At 67.9% G+C, this 14,491-nt stretch carries 9 protein-coding genes and 1 tRNA gene; all 10 read right to left on the reverse strand.

Going from position 1 to position 14,491, the window contains the following annotated elements:
* Positions 1–13: 13 nt before the first annotated feature.
* On the reverse strand, positions 14–493 hold the full coding sequence (gene gspG / locus VF592_RS13240; protein WP_331006101.1) for a type II secretion system major pseudopilin GspG: 480 nt from the start codon (positions 491–493) through the stop codon (positions 14–16).
* A gap of 2 nt (positions 494–495) precedes the next feature.
* Positions 496–1,722, reverse strand: coding sequence for a type II secretion system inner membrane protein GspF (gspF, locus tag VF592_RS13245; RefSeq protein ID WP_331006102.1), 1,227 nt, complete (start codon positions 1,720–1,722; stop codon positions 496–498).
* The gene (locus VF592_RS13250) at positions 1,715–3,259 is read right to left on the reverse strand and encodes a GspE/PulE family protein (RefSeq protein ID WP_331006246.1); all 1,545 of its coding nucleotides are present in this window, start codon (positions 3,257–3,259) and stop codon (positions 1,715–1,717) included. The genes gspF and VF592_RS13250 overlap by 8 nt, the downstream gene beginning before the upstream one ends.
* Before the next feature lie 172 nt (positions 3,260–3,431).
* A complete protein-coding gene (gspD, locus tag VF592_RS13255) occupies positions 3,432–5,636 on the reverse strand; it encodes a type II secretion system secretin GspD (RefSeq protein WP_331006103.1) in 2,205 nt (734 codons plus the stop codon).
* Positions 5,633–6,448, reverse strand: a complete 816-nt coding sequence (locus VF592_RS13260; protein WP_331006104.1) for a type II secretion system protein N — start codon at positions 6,446–6,448, stop codon at positions 5,633–5,635. Before VF592_RS13260 ends, gspD begins: the two co-directional genes overlap by 4 nt.
* Before the next feature lie 196 nt (positions 6,449–6,644).
* Entirely contained in the window at positions 6,645–9,422 is a 2,778-nt protein-coding gene (locus VF592_RS13265; protein WP_331006105.1) for an outer membrane beta-barrel protein, read from the reverse strand.
* A gap of 70 nt (positions 9,423–9,492) precedes the next feature.
* The gene (locus VF592_RS13270) at positions 9,493–11,088 is read right to left on the reverse strand and encodes a hypothetical protein (RefSeq protein ID WP_331006106.1); all 1,596 of its coding nucleotides are present in this window, start codon (positions 11,086–11,088) and stop codon (positions 9,493–9,495) included.
* A 376-nt stretch (positions 11,089–11,464) separates the two neighbouring features.
* A tRNA-Val gene (locus VF592_RS13275) sits at positions 11,465–11,539 on the reverse strand.
* 54 nt (positions 11,540–11,593) lie between these two features.
* A complete protein-coding gene (locus tag VF592_RS13280) occupies positions 11,594–11,866 on the reverse strand; it encodes an HU family DNA-binding protein (protein ID WP_331006107.1) in 273 nt (90 codons plus the stop codon).
* A gap of 132 nt (positions 11,867–11,998) precedes the next feature.
* Positions 11,999–14,395 (reverse strand): endopeptidase La, encoded by a 2,397-nt coding sequence (gene lon, locus VF592_RS13285; RefSeq protein WP_331006108.1) that lies wholly within the window; start codon positions 14,393–14,395, stop codon positions 11,999–12,001.
* Positions 14,396–14,491: the final 96 nt, after the last annotated feature.

The raw sequence follows: 14,491 nt of genomic DNA on the forward strand, positions 1-14,491 counted from the left end.
GAAACCAGCCCGCTTACTGCCAGCTCGTGATGTCGGCATCGATCCCCTCGCCTCCTTCCTTCCCGTCGGCACCGAAGCTCCAGACATCGGCCTGGCCGTGCTGGCCGGGGGAGGCGTAGAGATAGGGCTTGCCCCAAGGGTCGGCGGGCAGGCGCTTGAGGTAGCCGCCCGGCTGGTAGCGCGACGGATCGGCCAGCCCGGCGGGCGCGGCAGAAAGGGCGGCGAGCCCTTGCGAGGTGGTCGGGTAGTTGATGTTCTGGAGCTTGTACAATTCCAGCGCGTCCTCGATCGTCGCGATGTCGGCCTTGGCCTTCTGCACGCGCGCCGTGTCACCCGAGGGCAGGACGTTGAGTGCCACGATGGTGGCGAGCAGGCCGATGATGACGACCACGACCATCAGCTCGACAAGCGTGAAGCCGTGTTCGGCGGAACGCCGCAAAGGCGTGAAGCCGTGTTCGGCGGAGCGCTTCTTCGGATATCGACGTTTGGGCATGTTCACTGACCGGCTAGAGTGTTGAGCTGGAGGATGGGAAGCAGGATGGATAGCACGATCGTCGCGACGATGCCGCCCATCAGCACGATGATCGCGGGTTCGAGCAGCGAGAGCGCCGTCGCGGTGAAGCGGTCGAATTCCTTTTCCAGATAATCGGCGGAGCGCTCCAGCATCTCGTCCAGCCGCCCCGCCGCTTCCCCGCTCGCCGCCAGATAGGTGAGCAGGGGCGGAAAGACGCCCGTGCGGCGCATCGCGCCCGACAGGCTGCCGCCGCTACGGATATTGTCAACGATCTCGTCGGAGGCCGCGCGCAGACGCCGGTTATGGATGGTGCTCGCGGTCAAGGTCAGCCCTTCGAGCAGCGGCAGGCGGCTGGCGACCATGGTGCCGAGCGTCCGCGCGAGCCGGGCGGCGTGTAGGTCGCGGATCAGGCGCCCGAGCAGCGGCAAGCGGAGCAGCCGCGTGTCGAAGGACAGCCGGATCGCCGGATTCCGGAGCGCGTACCACAGGCCTAAGGTCACTAAGGTCACGCCAAGGATCAGGAGCCACCACCAGCCGACCAGGAAATCGGACAGGGCGATCACCAATCGGGTCAGCAGGGGAAGCTCCTGGCCCACCGTATCGAACTGCTCGACCACCTGCGGCACGACGAACATCATCAACGCGATCACGACTCCCATCGCGACCACCGCCAGGATGATCGGATAAGCCAGCGCGGTCAGTATCTTGCCGCGTATCTCCGCCTGGCGTTCGAGGAGCCCGGAAAGGCGTTCGAGGATCGTCGGCAGTGTCCCCGAACTCTCGCCCGCCGATACCATCGCGCGGTAGAGCGGCGGGAAGGATTTGGGCGCGCGCGCCATCGCGTCGGCAAGTCGGCGGCCCTCGACGACCCCGGCATGGACCTGGGCGACGATCGCGCGGACGCTTTCCTGCTCGGTCTGGCGGGTGATGGTGCGCAAGGATTCCTCGAGCGGGGAGACGCTGTTGAGCGTCGCGAGCTGGCGGGTGAACAAGGTGAGCTGCTTGCCCGACATCCTGGCCGCGCCGAGCTGGAGGCCGAAGAGCGGGCGACCCTTGGTCGGCGGGGGCGCCGAACCAGGCTCCAGCCGCACGACGTAAAGCCGCTTGGCGTCGAGCGCCGCACGCGCGGCGTCCAGCGTATCGGCCGCGAGGTGCCCCCGCCGCTCCTGCCCGCGCGTATCGATGGCCAGATAGTCGAAATCAGCCATCGACGGGCGCCAACGCCTGCTCGGGCAAGTCGGTAGCGTCGCGGCGGGTGACGCGCACGGCTTCCTCGGGCGTGGTCACCCCTCGCCGCACCAAGTCGCGCGCCGCGCTCGCCAACGTGTCCGAACGCGCAAAGGCGTGGGCGGCGATCGCGGCCTCGTCACCGGTGTCGTTGATGAGGCGGCGGATCGTGTCGTCGACGCGCACTACCTCGAACACCCCGACCCGGCCCTTGTAGCCGCTCTGGTTGCAGGCCGTGCAGCCCGCGGGCTCATAGACGACGGCGTCCGGTTCGAACCCGATCATCGGCGCGATCGTGTCGCGGGCGGGAACGGCGCGGCGGCATTCGGGACAAAGGCGCCGCACCAGCCGCTGGGCGATGACCGCGCGCAGCGTCGAGGCGAGCAGGAACGGCTCCACCTTCATGTCGCGCATCCGGGTGATCGCGCCTACGGCGTCGTTGGTGTGGACGGTCGACAGCACGAGGTGGCCCGTCAGCGACGCCTGGACCGCGATCTCGGCGGTCTCCCGGTCGCGGATCTCCCCGACCATCACGACGTCGGGGTCCTGACGCAGGATCGCGCGCAGGCCGGCCGCGAAGGTCAGCCCGACCTTGGGATTGACCTGGGTCTGGCCGACACCGTCGACGGCATATTCGACGGGGTCCTCGACCGTCAGGATGTTGCGGCTGCCGTCGTTCAGGCGGCGCAGCGCGGAATAGAGCGTCGTCGTCTTGCCCGAACCGGTCGGGCCGGTGACGAGCAGCACGCCGTTCGGCTCGGCGAGCACATCGGCCAGCACGCGCTCGACCGCGGGAGTAAGGCCCAGCGCCTCCAGGTCGATGCCGGCATTGTCCTTGTCGAGGATGCGCAGCACGACGCGCTCACCCGCGCGGCTGGGCAATGTCGAGACGCGCACGTCGAGGAGCTTGCCGCCGAGCGTCAGCCCCATGCGCCCGTCCTGCGGCACGCGCCGCTCGGCGATGTCGAGGCGCGACATGACCTTGATGCGGCTGACGACCACCGGCGCGACATGGGGCGGCATCCTGAGCGTCTCGCGCAGCACCCCGTCGATCCGCATGCGGACGACGAGGCCGCTTTCATAAGGCTCGATGTGGATGTCCGACACGCCGTTGCGCGCGGCATCCGCGATGACCCCGTTGATGAGGCGGATCGCGGGCGCATCATCGGCGGTGTCGAGCAGGTCCTCCGCGGTCGGCAGGTCGCCCGCGAGCAGGTCGAGCTCGTCCCCCATTCCGACCGCGGCGAGCGCATTGGCCTGGCCGTCCATGGCATAGGCGTCCGACAGAAGCCGGTCGAAGGCGGGGGGATCGACGATCTCGACGTCGAACGGTCGTGCCAGATGACGGCGAAGCTCGATCAGCGCGCGCGGGTCCGACCCCTCGCGCAGCGCGACGGTGAGCGGACCGTCGACGCCCGTATGGCGCAGCACGGTGCCGAAGCGACGGGCGAACAGATAGGGAATGGTCGGGACGGGGACGATCGGCGCGACCGATGGGGTCGCAGGAAGGATCGCCAACGCCTCGTCGTCGCCGTCGCCGCCGCGCCGGATCAGCACATCGCGCTCGGTCGCGGCCCCGCCGAATGCGAGGACGCCGTCCGAGCCGGCCGGACCGGGCAGGTTGCGGGGATCGGTCACGGGCGGACCCTACTCCCCTCCGCGCGCATCGCGAAGGCACGAACCCGGCCCCTCATCGCGGGCGCACCCGCGTCGTGGTGGTGGTCGGCTGGAGCCGCACGGGCGCGGCGATGGCCGGGTCCTCGATATTGCCGGGGATGGGCGCGGACGGGATCGGCGGTGCCGCGCCCATGTAATCGCGCACCAGCTGATCGATCGAGGGCTCGACATTGGGCATCGCCCCGCCCTGGAGCTGGCGCAGATAGCCGTAACGCTGTTCGGTCATGCGGCGACTGTCGGCAGGGGTGCGCAGGATGGTCGGGCGGATGAACACCATCAAATTGGTCTTGGTCCGCGAGCGCGCCTTGGAGCGGAACAGATTGCCGATCGCGGGCAGGTCGCCGAGGAACGGGATCTTCTCGATCGTGCGACGCTCGGAATCGTCGAGCAGTCCGCCGATGACGACGATCTGACCGTCATCGACGACGAAGGTGTTCTCGATCGCGCGCTTGTTGAGGATCAGCTCGCTATTGTCCGCCGAGACGGGGCCGGCGATCGAGCTGACCTCCTGGCGCAATTGCAGCTTGATCGCGCCCGAGCTGTTGATCTGGGGGCGCACGTCCAGCTGGATGCCGACATTCTCGCGCTGGACGGTGCGGAAGGCGTTGTCGAAATTGTTCGACAACGCCTGGCCGGTGGTGATCGGGATCTCCTGCCCGACCAGGATCGACGCCTGCTGGTTGTCGAGCGTGATGAGGTGCGGCGCCTGGAGCAGGTTGGAGGCGGTATCGCTCTTCACCGCGTTGATGATCGCGCCGAACACCGTGTTGCCGATCGTCCCCCCGAAGCCGGCGAACCCGCCCGTGCTGCCGAGGATCGACTGGATCGCCGACTGGGCGAGCTGGTCGCTGGCGGCGTTGTTCGTCGACGTGACTGTCTGGCCGTTGCCCGTCGTGATGGTGGTCGTCGCCAGTTCGCGCGCGCCGATCGCGCCGGCGATGGTCAGCAGATTGGGCGCGGTGTTGGCGTAGGTCGAGGCCGCGAAGGCCCCCCCCGACAGATTGCCGAGCAGGAACTGCGCGCCCAGCCGTTGCGCCGTCGCGTCGGACACCTCGGCGATGATCGCCTCCACCAGCACCTGTTCGCGGCGCGTGTCGAGCTGGCGGATGACGTCGGCCAATTGGCGCTGGATGTCGGCGGGCGCGGCGATGACGATCGCGTTGGCCCCGGCGAAGCGGGTCACGACGGCGGCGGTCCGGCCGCCCTGGGTCGTGATCGCCGCCTGCCCGCCGGCCGCGCCGCCTCCTGCCGCGGCGGGCGCGGGCGCTGGGGAAGACGGCGCGATCCCGGCATTGTTGCTCGCGCCGGCATTGCCGCCGCTGCTGAAATTGCCGCGGCCGAGCGTCTGCTGGGTCGGCTGGTCGGGCGTCTGGCCGACGAGTTGCTGGAGCACGGGGAGCAGCTGTTCCGCGTCGGCATTCTCCAGAAACACCACCTTGATCTCGGTGCCGTTGCGCGCCTTGCGGTCGAGCTCGGCGGCGATCGCGGCGAGCCGCGCCACGGTCGGCGCATCGCCGCGCAGCGCGATCGAATTGGCGCTCTCGATCGCGACGACCGAGGCGCTTTGCGCGCCGGGAGCGCTCCCCTGCCCGCCTGCCTGGCCCAATGCCTGGAGCGCGGTGGCGATCTCGGCCGCGCCGGCATTCTGGAGCGTGACGACGCGGGTCGACGCGTTGTCGGTGTCGACGCGGCGCAGCACCTCGCGGATGCGGCGGATATTGTCGGCGAAGTCGACCAGCACGATCGAATTGCCCGCGCGATTGGCGGTGACCGATCCCTGCTGGCTGACGAGCGGGCGCACCGTGTCGAGCGCCGATTGCGCGTCGATCGAGCGCAGCCGGACGATCTCGGTCACGAAGCTGTTGCGCGACGCGCCCGCTGATCCGACGCGGGTGGGCTGCGATGCGGCGCCGTCGAGCGGCTGGACGCGAAACGCGCCGTTCGCGGTCGGCACCGCGATCAGGTTGTTCGCGCGCAGCGTCGACAGGAACACCTCGAGATATTCCGTGCGCGAGAGCGGGCGGTCGGTGACGACGGTCACCTTGCCCTGGACGCGGCTGTCGATGATGAAGGTGCGGCCCGTAACCTTGGCCGCGTCGGCGATGAAGGCGCGGATGTCGGCGTCGCGGACGTTGAGCGTGGTCTGCGCCGGCAGGCTGGCCGCCTGGATCGTCAGGGCCAGCGCGACGGCGTGGAGCGAGGAGCGGAGCTTGGTCATTGCGGCGGAGCGATCGTGATGGCGAGGGGCAGCGTCTGGCCGCCGCGCTCCACGCTGATGGGAAGGTTGCCGCCACTGGCGAAGTCGCGCGCGACGCGGTCGATATCATCGGGGCCGCTGACCGGACGCCCCCCGATCGAGGTGAGCACGTCGCCGTCGCGGAGTCCGGCCTGCGCGAATACCGCGCCCGTTCCCTGCGACCGCAGCACGAGGCCGCTGACCCGCCCCCCGTCGATGCGCGGGATGAAGCCGACCTCCTGGCGCAGATCGGCGATGGGCACGCCGGCCTGGCCGGTCGACCCCGCGGCCGACCCGCCCGGCTGAACGGGCGCGACCTGGCCGGACTGGTCGAGGAACAGGTCCTCGCTCGCACCACCCCGGTCGAGCGTGACGTGATCGAACGCGACCGCGGTGAGACGGACGCCGGGCGCGACCTCCTCGCCCAAGGACACGCTGCGCTGGAGGCCGTCGGGACCGGCGAGGATCGCGGCCCCGCGCCCGGTCGCATCGTCGATGCGGATGCCGAACAGCTTGAGCTGGAGCGAGGTGACGACCGCCGGCCCCGCCTGCGCGCCGCTCAGCCGGAAGAAGGGATCGAAGGCGGTCAGCGTGTCGACGGGCGAGGCGGGGACGACGATAGGCGCCGGGCGCCACTCACCCAGCGGGTCGACCGGGGTGACGACCGCCCAGAACAGCCGGGCGAGCTGTGCCGCCAGCACCGCCATCAGCGCCAGTTCGGCCAGCGAATAGAGATTGACGACGGGCAGCCGCTTCAGCCAGCGGCGCGCGCGCGCGTCGAGTTGCAATCGCATTAGTGATCCCGTCCCGCCCCCTGCGGCGCTACGTGTGCCATGTTACGGCCGTGCTTCAAAGCACGGATGCGCTTGGCGGACGAAGGACCCGAACTCGCCAGCCATGCGCCCTGGACCGGCACGCCGATCGGAGCAAGGTCGCTCCGTCCCGGCGCCGTCACATCCCGACGGCAACCCGCGACCAAGCCGCCTCCGCCTACAGCGTCACGCTTGCGCCCAGCGAGAAGATGCGGCCCAAGCGATAGCGGTTCAGGTCGACGCGGACCCCGTTCTCGAACGTCTGGAACTCGCGATAACCGGTGCCGGTCAGGTTGCGCGCTTCGAACTTCAGATCGATCTGCTTACCGACATAGGGAAGCTTGATCCCTTGGCGGGCGACGAAGTCGAGCCGCAGGCCGGGACGCTCGCGAAAATCGGGCAACCGGACGCCGGACTGCACCGGTCCGCGGTTGGTGGCCCGGTCCGACGCATAGTTGAACAACACGGTGAACTGCGACAGCCGCTCGCGATCCTCGATGCCTAGCTGCAAGTTCGTCAGATGCTCGGACTGCCCGGTCAGCGGCGCTCCGTCGGGAAACAGGCCCGCCGCGGAAGTCAGGCGTACGGTGCTCCCACCCTGCGACGGATCGGCCACGAGCTCGTCCCCGATCTTCAGCTCGGACTTGGTATAGGTATAGTTGGCGATGAGGACGAGGCGCTTGTTGGCGAACATGTCGCCAAATGAGTCGAGGTTGAAATATTTCTGCAGCTCGGCCTCGCCGCCGAACAGGGTGGCCTGGGGCGCATTGGCGAACCCTGTCTGTAGCCGTTCACCCGCGAAGAAGGCCACATTCTCGATCGGATTGTCGATGCGCTTGTAGAACCCGGAGAAAGCGAGACGCTGCTCGCGCGCGAAGAACCATTCGTAACGCAACTCGGCATTGTACAGTTGCGAGTCGACCAGTGCGGGATTGCCGAAGAACAGGCGATCCGATTCGAAATCCTGATAAATCTGTGGCGCGAGCTCGCGAAACTGCGGACGGGCGAGCGTCTTGGAAAGATGACCGCGAACCTGCATGTCGCTCGCCGGGCTCCAGGTCACCGTGACCGCCGGCAACCAGTAATCGTTCCGAAGCCGCGTGGCCACGAATCCCCCGACCGGTAGCACGAACTCGTCGGCATCTTCGTAACGGACACCCACCTGCGCGCGGAGCCCGGTCGTGATCTCTCCGTCGACCTGCGCGTAACCGGCATGGATCCGCAGCCCCGCATCATAGGCGGCTGCACCGCTCAGCGTGGACTCGTTGTCGAGATAGAACCCGTTCACCTGGACGTTGAAGTCGGACAGGAGGAAATCCGGACGAAGCTGGGCATAGGGATCGGCGAGCGCTGCGTTGTTCGGCGCACGGACGCGGAAATCGTAACGAAACGAGCTGCGGTCGGTGTCGCTGTAGAAATAGCCCACCGATAGGTTGAACGCGGTCTCGAACGGCACCGCCCAGGTCAGGTTCGCCTGGCCGGTGATCAGCTCCTCGTCCAACTCGCTGAACGCGACCGTGGCGAAGGAGGTCACCTGGCCCAGCCGGTTGACATAGTCGTTCACCGGCACGGTGACGCCATTCTGCGTCAGGTTCGTGGTGTACTCGTAGCGGAATGCGCGCTCATATGGGCTGTCTCGCTTTGTTTTCGCGAAAGCGCCACGCGCATCGAGCGAGAAGGCACCGAATTTGAACTCGCCGACGAGCTGGGTGTCGATCAACTCGCGCTCGAACCAGCGGGTATTCTGGTCGATCAGCGGCGCGATGCCGGCATTGGGATCGACCACGCCCTGGTTGCTGTTGCCGATCGAGCCGCGAGCCAGACGCCCCTGCTTCAGCGTGTCGTGGATGTAGAGGTTGGTCCAGCGGATGCGCTGATCACCCGATTCGAGGCCGAAGCCGAGCAGGCCGTTCACGATCACGCGGTTGTCGGTCAGGACCGTCTGGAAATCCTCCGTCAGCGTGCCCGCGTCGTCGTTCGCCACCTGCTGACGGATGCCGCGGGTGCGCCAACCGTTGGACAGGCCGGCGGCGGCGATGACGCCGGTGCGCACGGCGCCGATGTCGACCGAGGTCCCCAAGGTCGCCTCATAGAAAAAATTGGCGGGCAGCTGGTTGTTCTGGAGCAGCAGGGTGGTCTGGGCGTTGTTCAATCCGATCAGGTCGCCGGTCGCGACGTCCGTCAGGCCCGTGCCCGCCCGCCGCACCGCGCCGGGCACCTTGCGCGTGCCGTCGTCGAAGCCCGTCCAGTCATGATCGCCGCCGTCATAGACATAGCCCAGCTCGCTGGTGGTGACCGTGTCGGCGCCAAGCGAGCCGCCGACCTGGAGAAAGGTCTCGTCCGGCACCGCGCGGGTGGTGAGATTGATGACGCCGCCGCCGAACTCGGCCGGGTAGTTGACCGAATAAGTCTTCTGTACCAGCGCCGATGCCATGACGTTGGTCGGGAAGATGTCGAGCGGCACCACGCGGCGAAGTGGTTCGGGGCTGGGGAGCGGAGAACCGTTCAGGAGCGACGACGAATAGCGGTCGCCGAGCCCGCGGACATAGACGAAACCGTTGCCGACGACCGACAATCCCGTGACACGCCCCAGCGCGCCCGCGATGTCGCCTTCGCCCGTGCGCGCGATGTCGGCGGTGGACAATATGCTGACCACCTCCGCCGAGCGTCGCTGGACGTTGGGAATGCGCGAGCCGGTGACGACGATGTCCTCCGCAAGCGCGCCGCCGCCTGGGGTGGATACCTCGACCTGTTCCTCGGGCGTCTGCGCGTCGCCCGCCGTCGGATCGAGCGCCTGCCCGCCGGGCGCTCCGGACTGCGCGCCCGTGCCGGTCGGCACGCTGCCCGCACCGCCCCCTTGCGTCGGCGCAGCCGTTCCGCCGCTCGCCTGACCCCAGGCGGAAGCGGGCGCGAAGATCGTGCCCGCGAGAAGGAGGGAGATGATCTTGGTCTTCATGGCTGCCCCGGCGCGAGATATGGGAAGGGGGCGGGCGGCCCCTGTGACCGCCCGCCGGATATGGTCACGCTCAGGTACGCGGCGCGGCCGTGCAGCTCTGGCTGGCCGTCGCAAAGGTCGCGCGGTTCGAGTTGCAGGTCCAGCCCTGGAAGCTGGTGTCGTTCGGCCCGCTGACCGCGCCGACGAAGGTCGTGTTCACGAAGAAGTTGTTCACGGTGGACGCATTGAACGCGATGTTCGCAGCCGCCGCCGCGCCCGTCGGGAAATAGCCGGTGGTGAGGATCGCGCCGGCCGCTTCGTTGTTGCCGGTGCTCGGCCCCGTCGTGAAGGCGGCGCGCTGCTCCGCCACCGTCACGGTGACACCGCCCTGGGCGGTTTCGGAATAGGGCGTCGCGCAGTTGAAGAAGATCGAGTTGAAGACGGGCGGCCCCAGGTCGTCCAGCGTCGCGTTGGCGGGCCGAACCGTCGACTTGTCGGTCGCGCTGGTCTGGCTGGCGACGATGTTGAGGCACGCGCCGGGGCTGGTCACGATACCGTTGATGAAGCGCGCATCGGCGCCGCCGCGCAGGCGGATCGCCGCATTGGTCGCGCTGCTGGTGTGCACGAAGGTGAAATTGGCGAGATTGTAGCGCTGGCGCGGCAGCGCGTCCTCGGCGCCGTTCGAGTCGATTTCGGTGGAATAATTGTCGGTCTGCGTGTTGCTCGGCTTCTGGATCGCCAGGACGAACTGCGCGAACCCCTGCCAACCCACATCGGTGTCGAAACCGTCGTCATCCGCGCCCGTCAGCGCCAGGTAACGAAGGTTGGTGCGCCCTCCGAAGATCTCGACGCCGTCGTCCGAGCTGTTGTGGACTTGAACGTGATCGACCGTCGTGCCCGAGCCGGTCCCGGCCAGCGTCAAGCCCTGCAGTTCGTTGCCCGAATTGAGGACCGTGCCCGAATAACGCACCTGGACGTACCGGATCACGCCGGAATTGTCCGTTGCGGCCGCGCCGCCGTAGAGCGCGGTGGTCTGCCCCTCGGCGATGTTCTCGCAATTGGCGGCACCGCCCGTCGCGGTCGTGTTGTTGCAGTTGGAGATGGGCGCGCGGCCGAGCACGATGATGCCGCCCCACAGCCCCTGGCTGTCCTCGGTCGCCTGGCCGGTGAGGTTCTGCTGCGCCGTGAAGATGATCGGCAGCGTCTCCGTTCCATCGGCGACCAGGCGCGATCCGCGATTCACGACCAGGAAGTCGTTGTCGGCATTGGTGGTGTTGGCATAGATGACCGCGCCCGGCGCGATCGTCAGGGTTGCGCTCTGGCCGCCGGGCGTCGTGCCCGCGCCACCGATGTCCACGCCGACGTCCACGCGGCCGTTCAGTTCATAAGCGACGCCCGTGGCGCGCGGGAGCGACAGATTGCCGGTGATCGAAACCGGCAGGCGGCAGCTCCGATAGGTGGCGGCGATGACGCCCACGTCGGTCGTGCCGGCCGGGCAGGAGGCGGCGGGTCCGCCGGTCGGGGTCGAGGTGGCGGTCGGGCTCGGGCTTGGGCTTGGGACCGGTGCGGGGACGATCACCACGCCCTCGCCAGGCGACGCCACGCTGTCGGAGCCGTCGCACGAGGCGAGAACCAGGCAGGCGGTCCCCGCCAGAAGGATGCGGTTGATCCGCTTGAAGCTGGCCATGTCGTAACTCCCCGGTCGATCGTTGGCGTATGGGCGCGTGCCCCGGATCGACTCGGCTGTGCCCCCATCGATCGCTCCCCGTCGCCTAGGCCCCGCGCATGACGGGTCCGTGCAAGTTCGGCGTCGGACGTGTGACGGGACCGTTACGGACGTGTGACGGTGCAGATGCTGTCCCGGGCTCGGCACCGGGCACGACATCGGTCCTGCCCCGCGGCGCTCGCCGCCCCCGTGAATCCTTTGAATCGGCCGTGCGTTGACCATTTTGGAACCCCGCCGTCCCCGGCCTGGGTTTCACGGTCCGCGTCCCGCCGGCCATGCGTCGGCGGGACGATCAGAAACGAAAAAGCCCGCCGATCTCGCGAGCGGCGGGCCGATATGGTGGGCGCGACAGGGATTGAACCTGTGACCCCACCCGTGTGAAGGGTGTGCTCTACCGCTGAGCTACGCGCCCGAAACCCGTTCGGAAGCGGCGCGTCTAGACGGGGCTCCCGCCCCTGTCCAGCATCTAGTTGACCGAGTCCTTCAGGCCCTTGCCGGCCTTGAACTTGGGGCTGTTCGACGCCTTGATGCTCATCGGCTCGCCGGTGCGCGGATTGCGGCCCGTCGACGCCTTGCGCTTGGACACGGTGAAGGTGCCGAATCCGACCAGCCGCACCTCGTCGCCCTTTTTCAGCGCGCCCGAGATCGCGTCGAACACCGACTCGACCGCCTTGACGGCGTCACCCTTGGTGAGCCCGGAGGTGTCGGCGACAGCCGCGATCAACTCCTGCTTGTTCATGCCTGAAAACCCCTGTCGTATCGGTTGCGCGAGGACCGATCTCCCCAGCGGCGAGGGTTCAATAAGCCGGGGGGTCCGGCTGCTGTCAAACGAAACCGCCGCCATTCGGGGTGAATGGCGGCGGCCTGTGCCTTAGTGGTGCAATTCGCCCCCGACCGGGGCGACGCCCACGGGCGGCATGGCGGCCAGCTCGTCCGCGTCCGTCCAGTCGATGGCCTCCAGCGGCTCCGTCAGCGCGAGCCGGAGCACCTCGTCGACATGGGACACGGGGATGATCTTCAGCCCGTCCTTGATCGACGCCGGCACGTCGGCCAGGTCCTTCTCGTTCTCCTGCGGGATCAGCACCGTCTCGATGCCCCCGCGCAGGGCCGCGAGCAGCTTCTCCTTCAGCCCGCCGATCGGCAGCACCCGGCCGCGCAGCGTCACCTCGCCCGTCATCGCGACCTCGCGCCGCACGGGAACCCCGGTCAGCGTCGACACGATCGAGGTGACGATGCCGATGCCCGCTGACGGCCCGTCCTTGGGGACCGCGCCCTCGGGCAGATGGATATGGACATCCTTGCGCGCGAACAGGCTGGGCTTGATGCCGTAGCTGGGCGCGCGCGCCTTGATGTAGCTGAACCCGGTCTCGATCGACTCCTTCATCACGTCGCCCAGCTTGCCGGTGATCTTGGCGGCGCCCTTGCCGGGCACCGTCACCGACTCGATCGTCAGCAGCTCGCCGCCGACCTCGGTCCAGGCGAGCCCGGTGACCGCGCCGATCTGGTGCTCGGTCTCCGACAGGCCGTGCCGGTATTTCTGGACGCCCGCGAACTCGTGGAGGTTGTCGGGCGTGACCGTCACCGATGTCGCCTTGCCCTCCAGGATGCGGCGGAGCGCCTTGCGGCACAGCTTCGCGATCTCGCGCTCCAGCGTGCGGACGCCGGCTTCGCGCGTATAGCGCTGGATCAACGCGCGCAGCCCGTCATGCGTCAGCTCGAACTCGCCCGGCTTGAACCCATGCGCCTCCATCTGCTTGGCAACGAGGTGACGCTCGGCGATCTCGACCTTCTCGTCCTCCGTATAACCCTCCAGCCGGATGATCTCCATCCGATCGAGCAGGGGCTGGGGCAGGTTGAGCGTGTTCGCGGTGCACACGAACATCACGTCCGACAGATCGATGTCGATCTCCAGATAATGGTCGTTGAACTTGCCGTTCTGCTCCGGGTCCAGCACCTCAAGCAGCGCCGACGCCGGATCGCCGCGGAAATCCTGGCCCAGCTTGTCGATCTCGTCGAGCAGGAACAGCGGGTTGGACGCTCCCGCCTTTTTCAGGTTGGTCACGATCTTGCCCGGCAGCGAGCCGATATAGGTGCGTCGGTGGCCACGGATCTCGGCCTCGTCGCGCACGCCGCCCAGCGACTGGCGGATGAACTCGCGCCCCGTCGCCTTGGCGATGGACTTGCCCAGCGAGGTTTTGCCGACGCCCGGCGGGCCGACGAGGCACAGGATCGGCCCCTTCAGCTTGTTGGTCCTGACCTGGACGCCCAGATATTCGACGATCCGGTCCTTGACCTTGTCGAGCGCGTAATGGTCCTCGTCGAGCACGACCTGCGCCGCCGCGATGTCACGCTTGATCTTCGACTTCTTGCCCCAGGGCAGCCCCAGCAGCACGTCGAGATAGTTGCGCACCACCGTTGCCTCGGCGCTCATCGGGGCCATGGTCTTGAGCTTCTTGAGCTCGGCGGTCGCCTTCGACCGCGCTTCCTTGGACAATTTCAGCGTGGCGATCTTCTGGGTCAGCTCGGCGATCTCGTCGCCGTCGCCCTCTTCGCCCTCGTTGCCCAGCTCGCGCTGGATCGCTTTCAGCTGTTCGTTGAGGTAATATTCGCGCTGGGTCTTCTCCATCTGGCGCTTGACGCGGCTCTTGATCTTCTTCTCGACCTGCAGGACGCCCAGCTCGCCTTCCATCAGCGCGAAGGCGCGCTCCAGCCGCTTCACCGGATCGGGTTCGGCCAGCAGCAGCTGCTTCTCGGGCACTTTGACCTGGATATTCGCCGCGATCGCATCGGCGAGGCGCGACGCGTCGTCGATCTCGCCGAGCTGGACGGCGGTCTCGGCGGGCAGCTTGCGGTTGAGCTTGGCATAGCTCTCGAACTGCGACACGACCGAGCGCATCAGCGCCTCGACCGCCGGCCCCTCGACCGCGGCGTCCTCGACCGGCGAGGTCTCGGCGGTCAGAAAGCCTTCGGCCTCCGCCAGCAGGTCGAGCCGCGCACGCGCTTTCCCCTCGACGAGCACGCGCACCGTGCCGTCGGGCAGCTTCAGCAGCTGCAACACCGTGGCGGTGACGCCCAGCTCGTGCAGGTCGGCGCGGCCGGGATCGTCTTCGGCCGGGTCGAGTTGGGCGACGAGGAAAATCTCCTTGTCCGCCGCCATCGCCGATTCGAGCGCCGCGACCGACTTGTCGCGGCCGACGAACAACGGGACGATCATGTGGGGGAAAACGACGATATCGCGAAGCGGAAGAACGGGAAGGGATTGGGTCATGAACACTCCGACGGGGCCGTAAGGCGCCCTTGCCCCCGATATATGGGGCGTCGCGGGACCGTCATCAATCGCATGTTCCCCGGTTCGTCCGCGCAT

It is taken from the genome of Sphingomonas sp. (genome assembly GCF_036388435.1).
In the GTDB taxonomy this organism is placed as follows: domain Bacteria; phylum Pseudomonadota; class Alphaproteobacteria; order Sphingomonadales; family Sphingomonadaceae; genus Sphingomonas.

What these genes read in the sequence shown, in the direction of transcription:
- VF592_RS13265 (WP_331006105.1), bottom strand. Translation starts at nt 9,422, where the DNA reads ATGAAGACCAAGATCATCTCCCTCCTTCTCGCGGGCACGATCTTCGCG.
- VF592_RS13270 (WP_331006106.1), bottom strand. Translation starts at nt 11,088, where the DNA reads ATGGCCAGCTTCAAGCGGATCAACCGCATCCTTCTGGCGGGGACCGCC.
- VF592_RS13260 (WP_331006104.1), bottom strand. Translation starts at nt 6,448, where the DNA reads ATGCGATTGCAACTCGACGCGCGCGCGCGCCGCTGGCTGAAGCGGCTG.
- gspD (WP_331006103.1), bottom strand. Translation starts at nt 5,636, where the DNA reads ATGACCAAGCTCCGCTCCTCGCTCCACGCCGTCGCGCTGGCCCTGACG.
- lon (WP_331006108.1), bottom strand. Translation starts at nt 14,395, where the DNA reads ATGACCCAATCCCTTCCCGTTCTTCCGCTTCGCGATATCGTCGTTTTC.
- gspG (WP_331006101.1), bottom strand. Translation starts at nt 493, where the DNA reads ATGCCCAAACGTCGATATCCGAAGAAGCGCTCCGCCGAACACGGCTTC.
- VF592_RS13280 (WP_331006107.1), bottom strand. Translation starts at nt 11,866, where the DNA reads ATGAACAAGCAGGAGTTGATCGCGGCTGTCGCCGACACCTCCGGGCTC.
- gspF (WP_331006102.1), bottom strand. Translation starts at nt 1,722, where the DNA reads ATGGCTGATTTCGACTATCTGGCCATCGATACGCGCGGGCAGGAGCGG.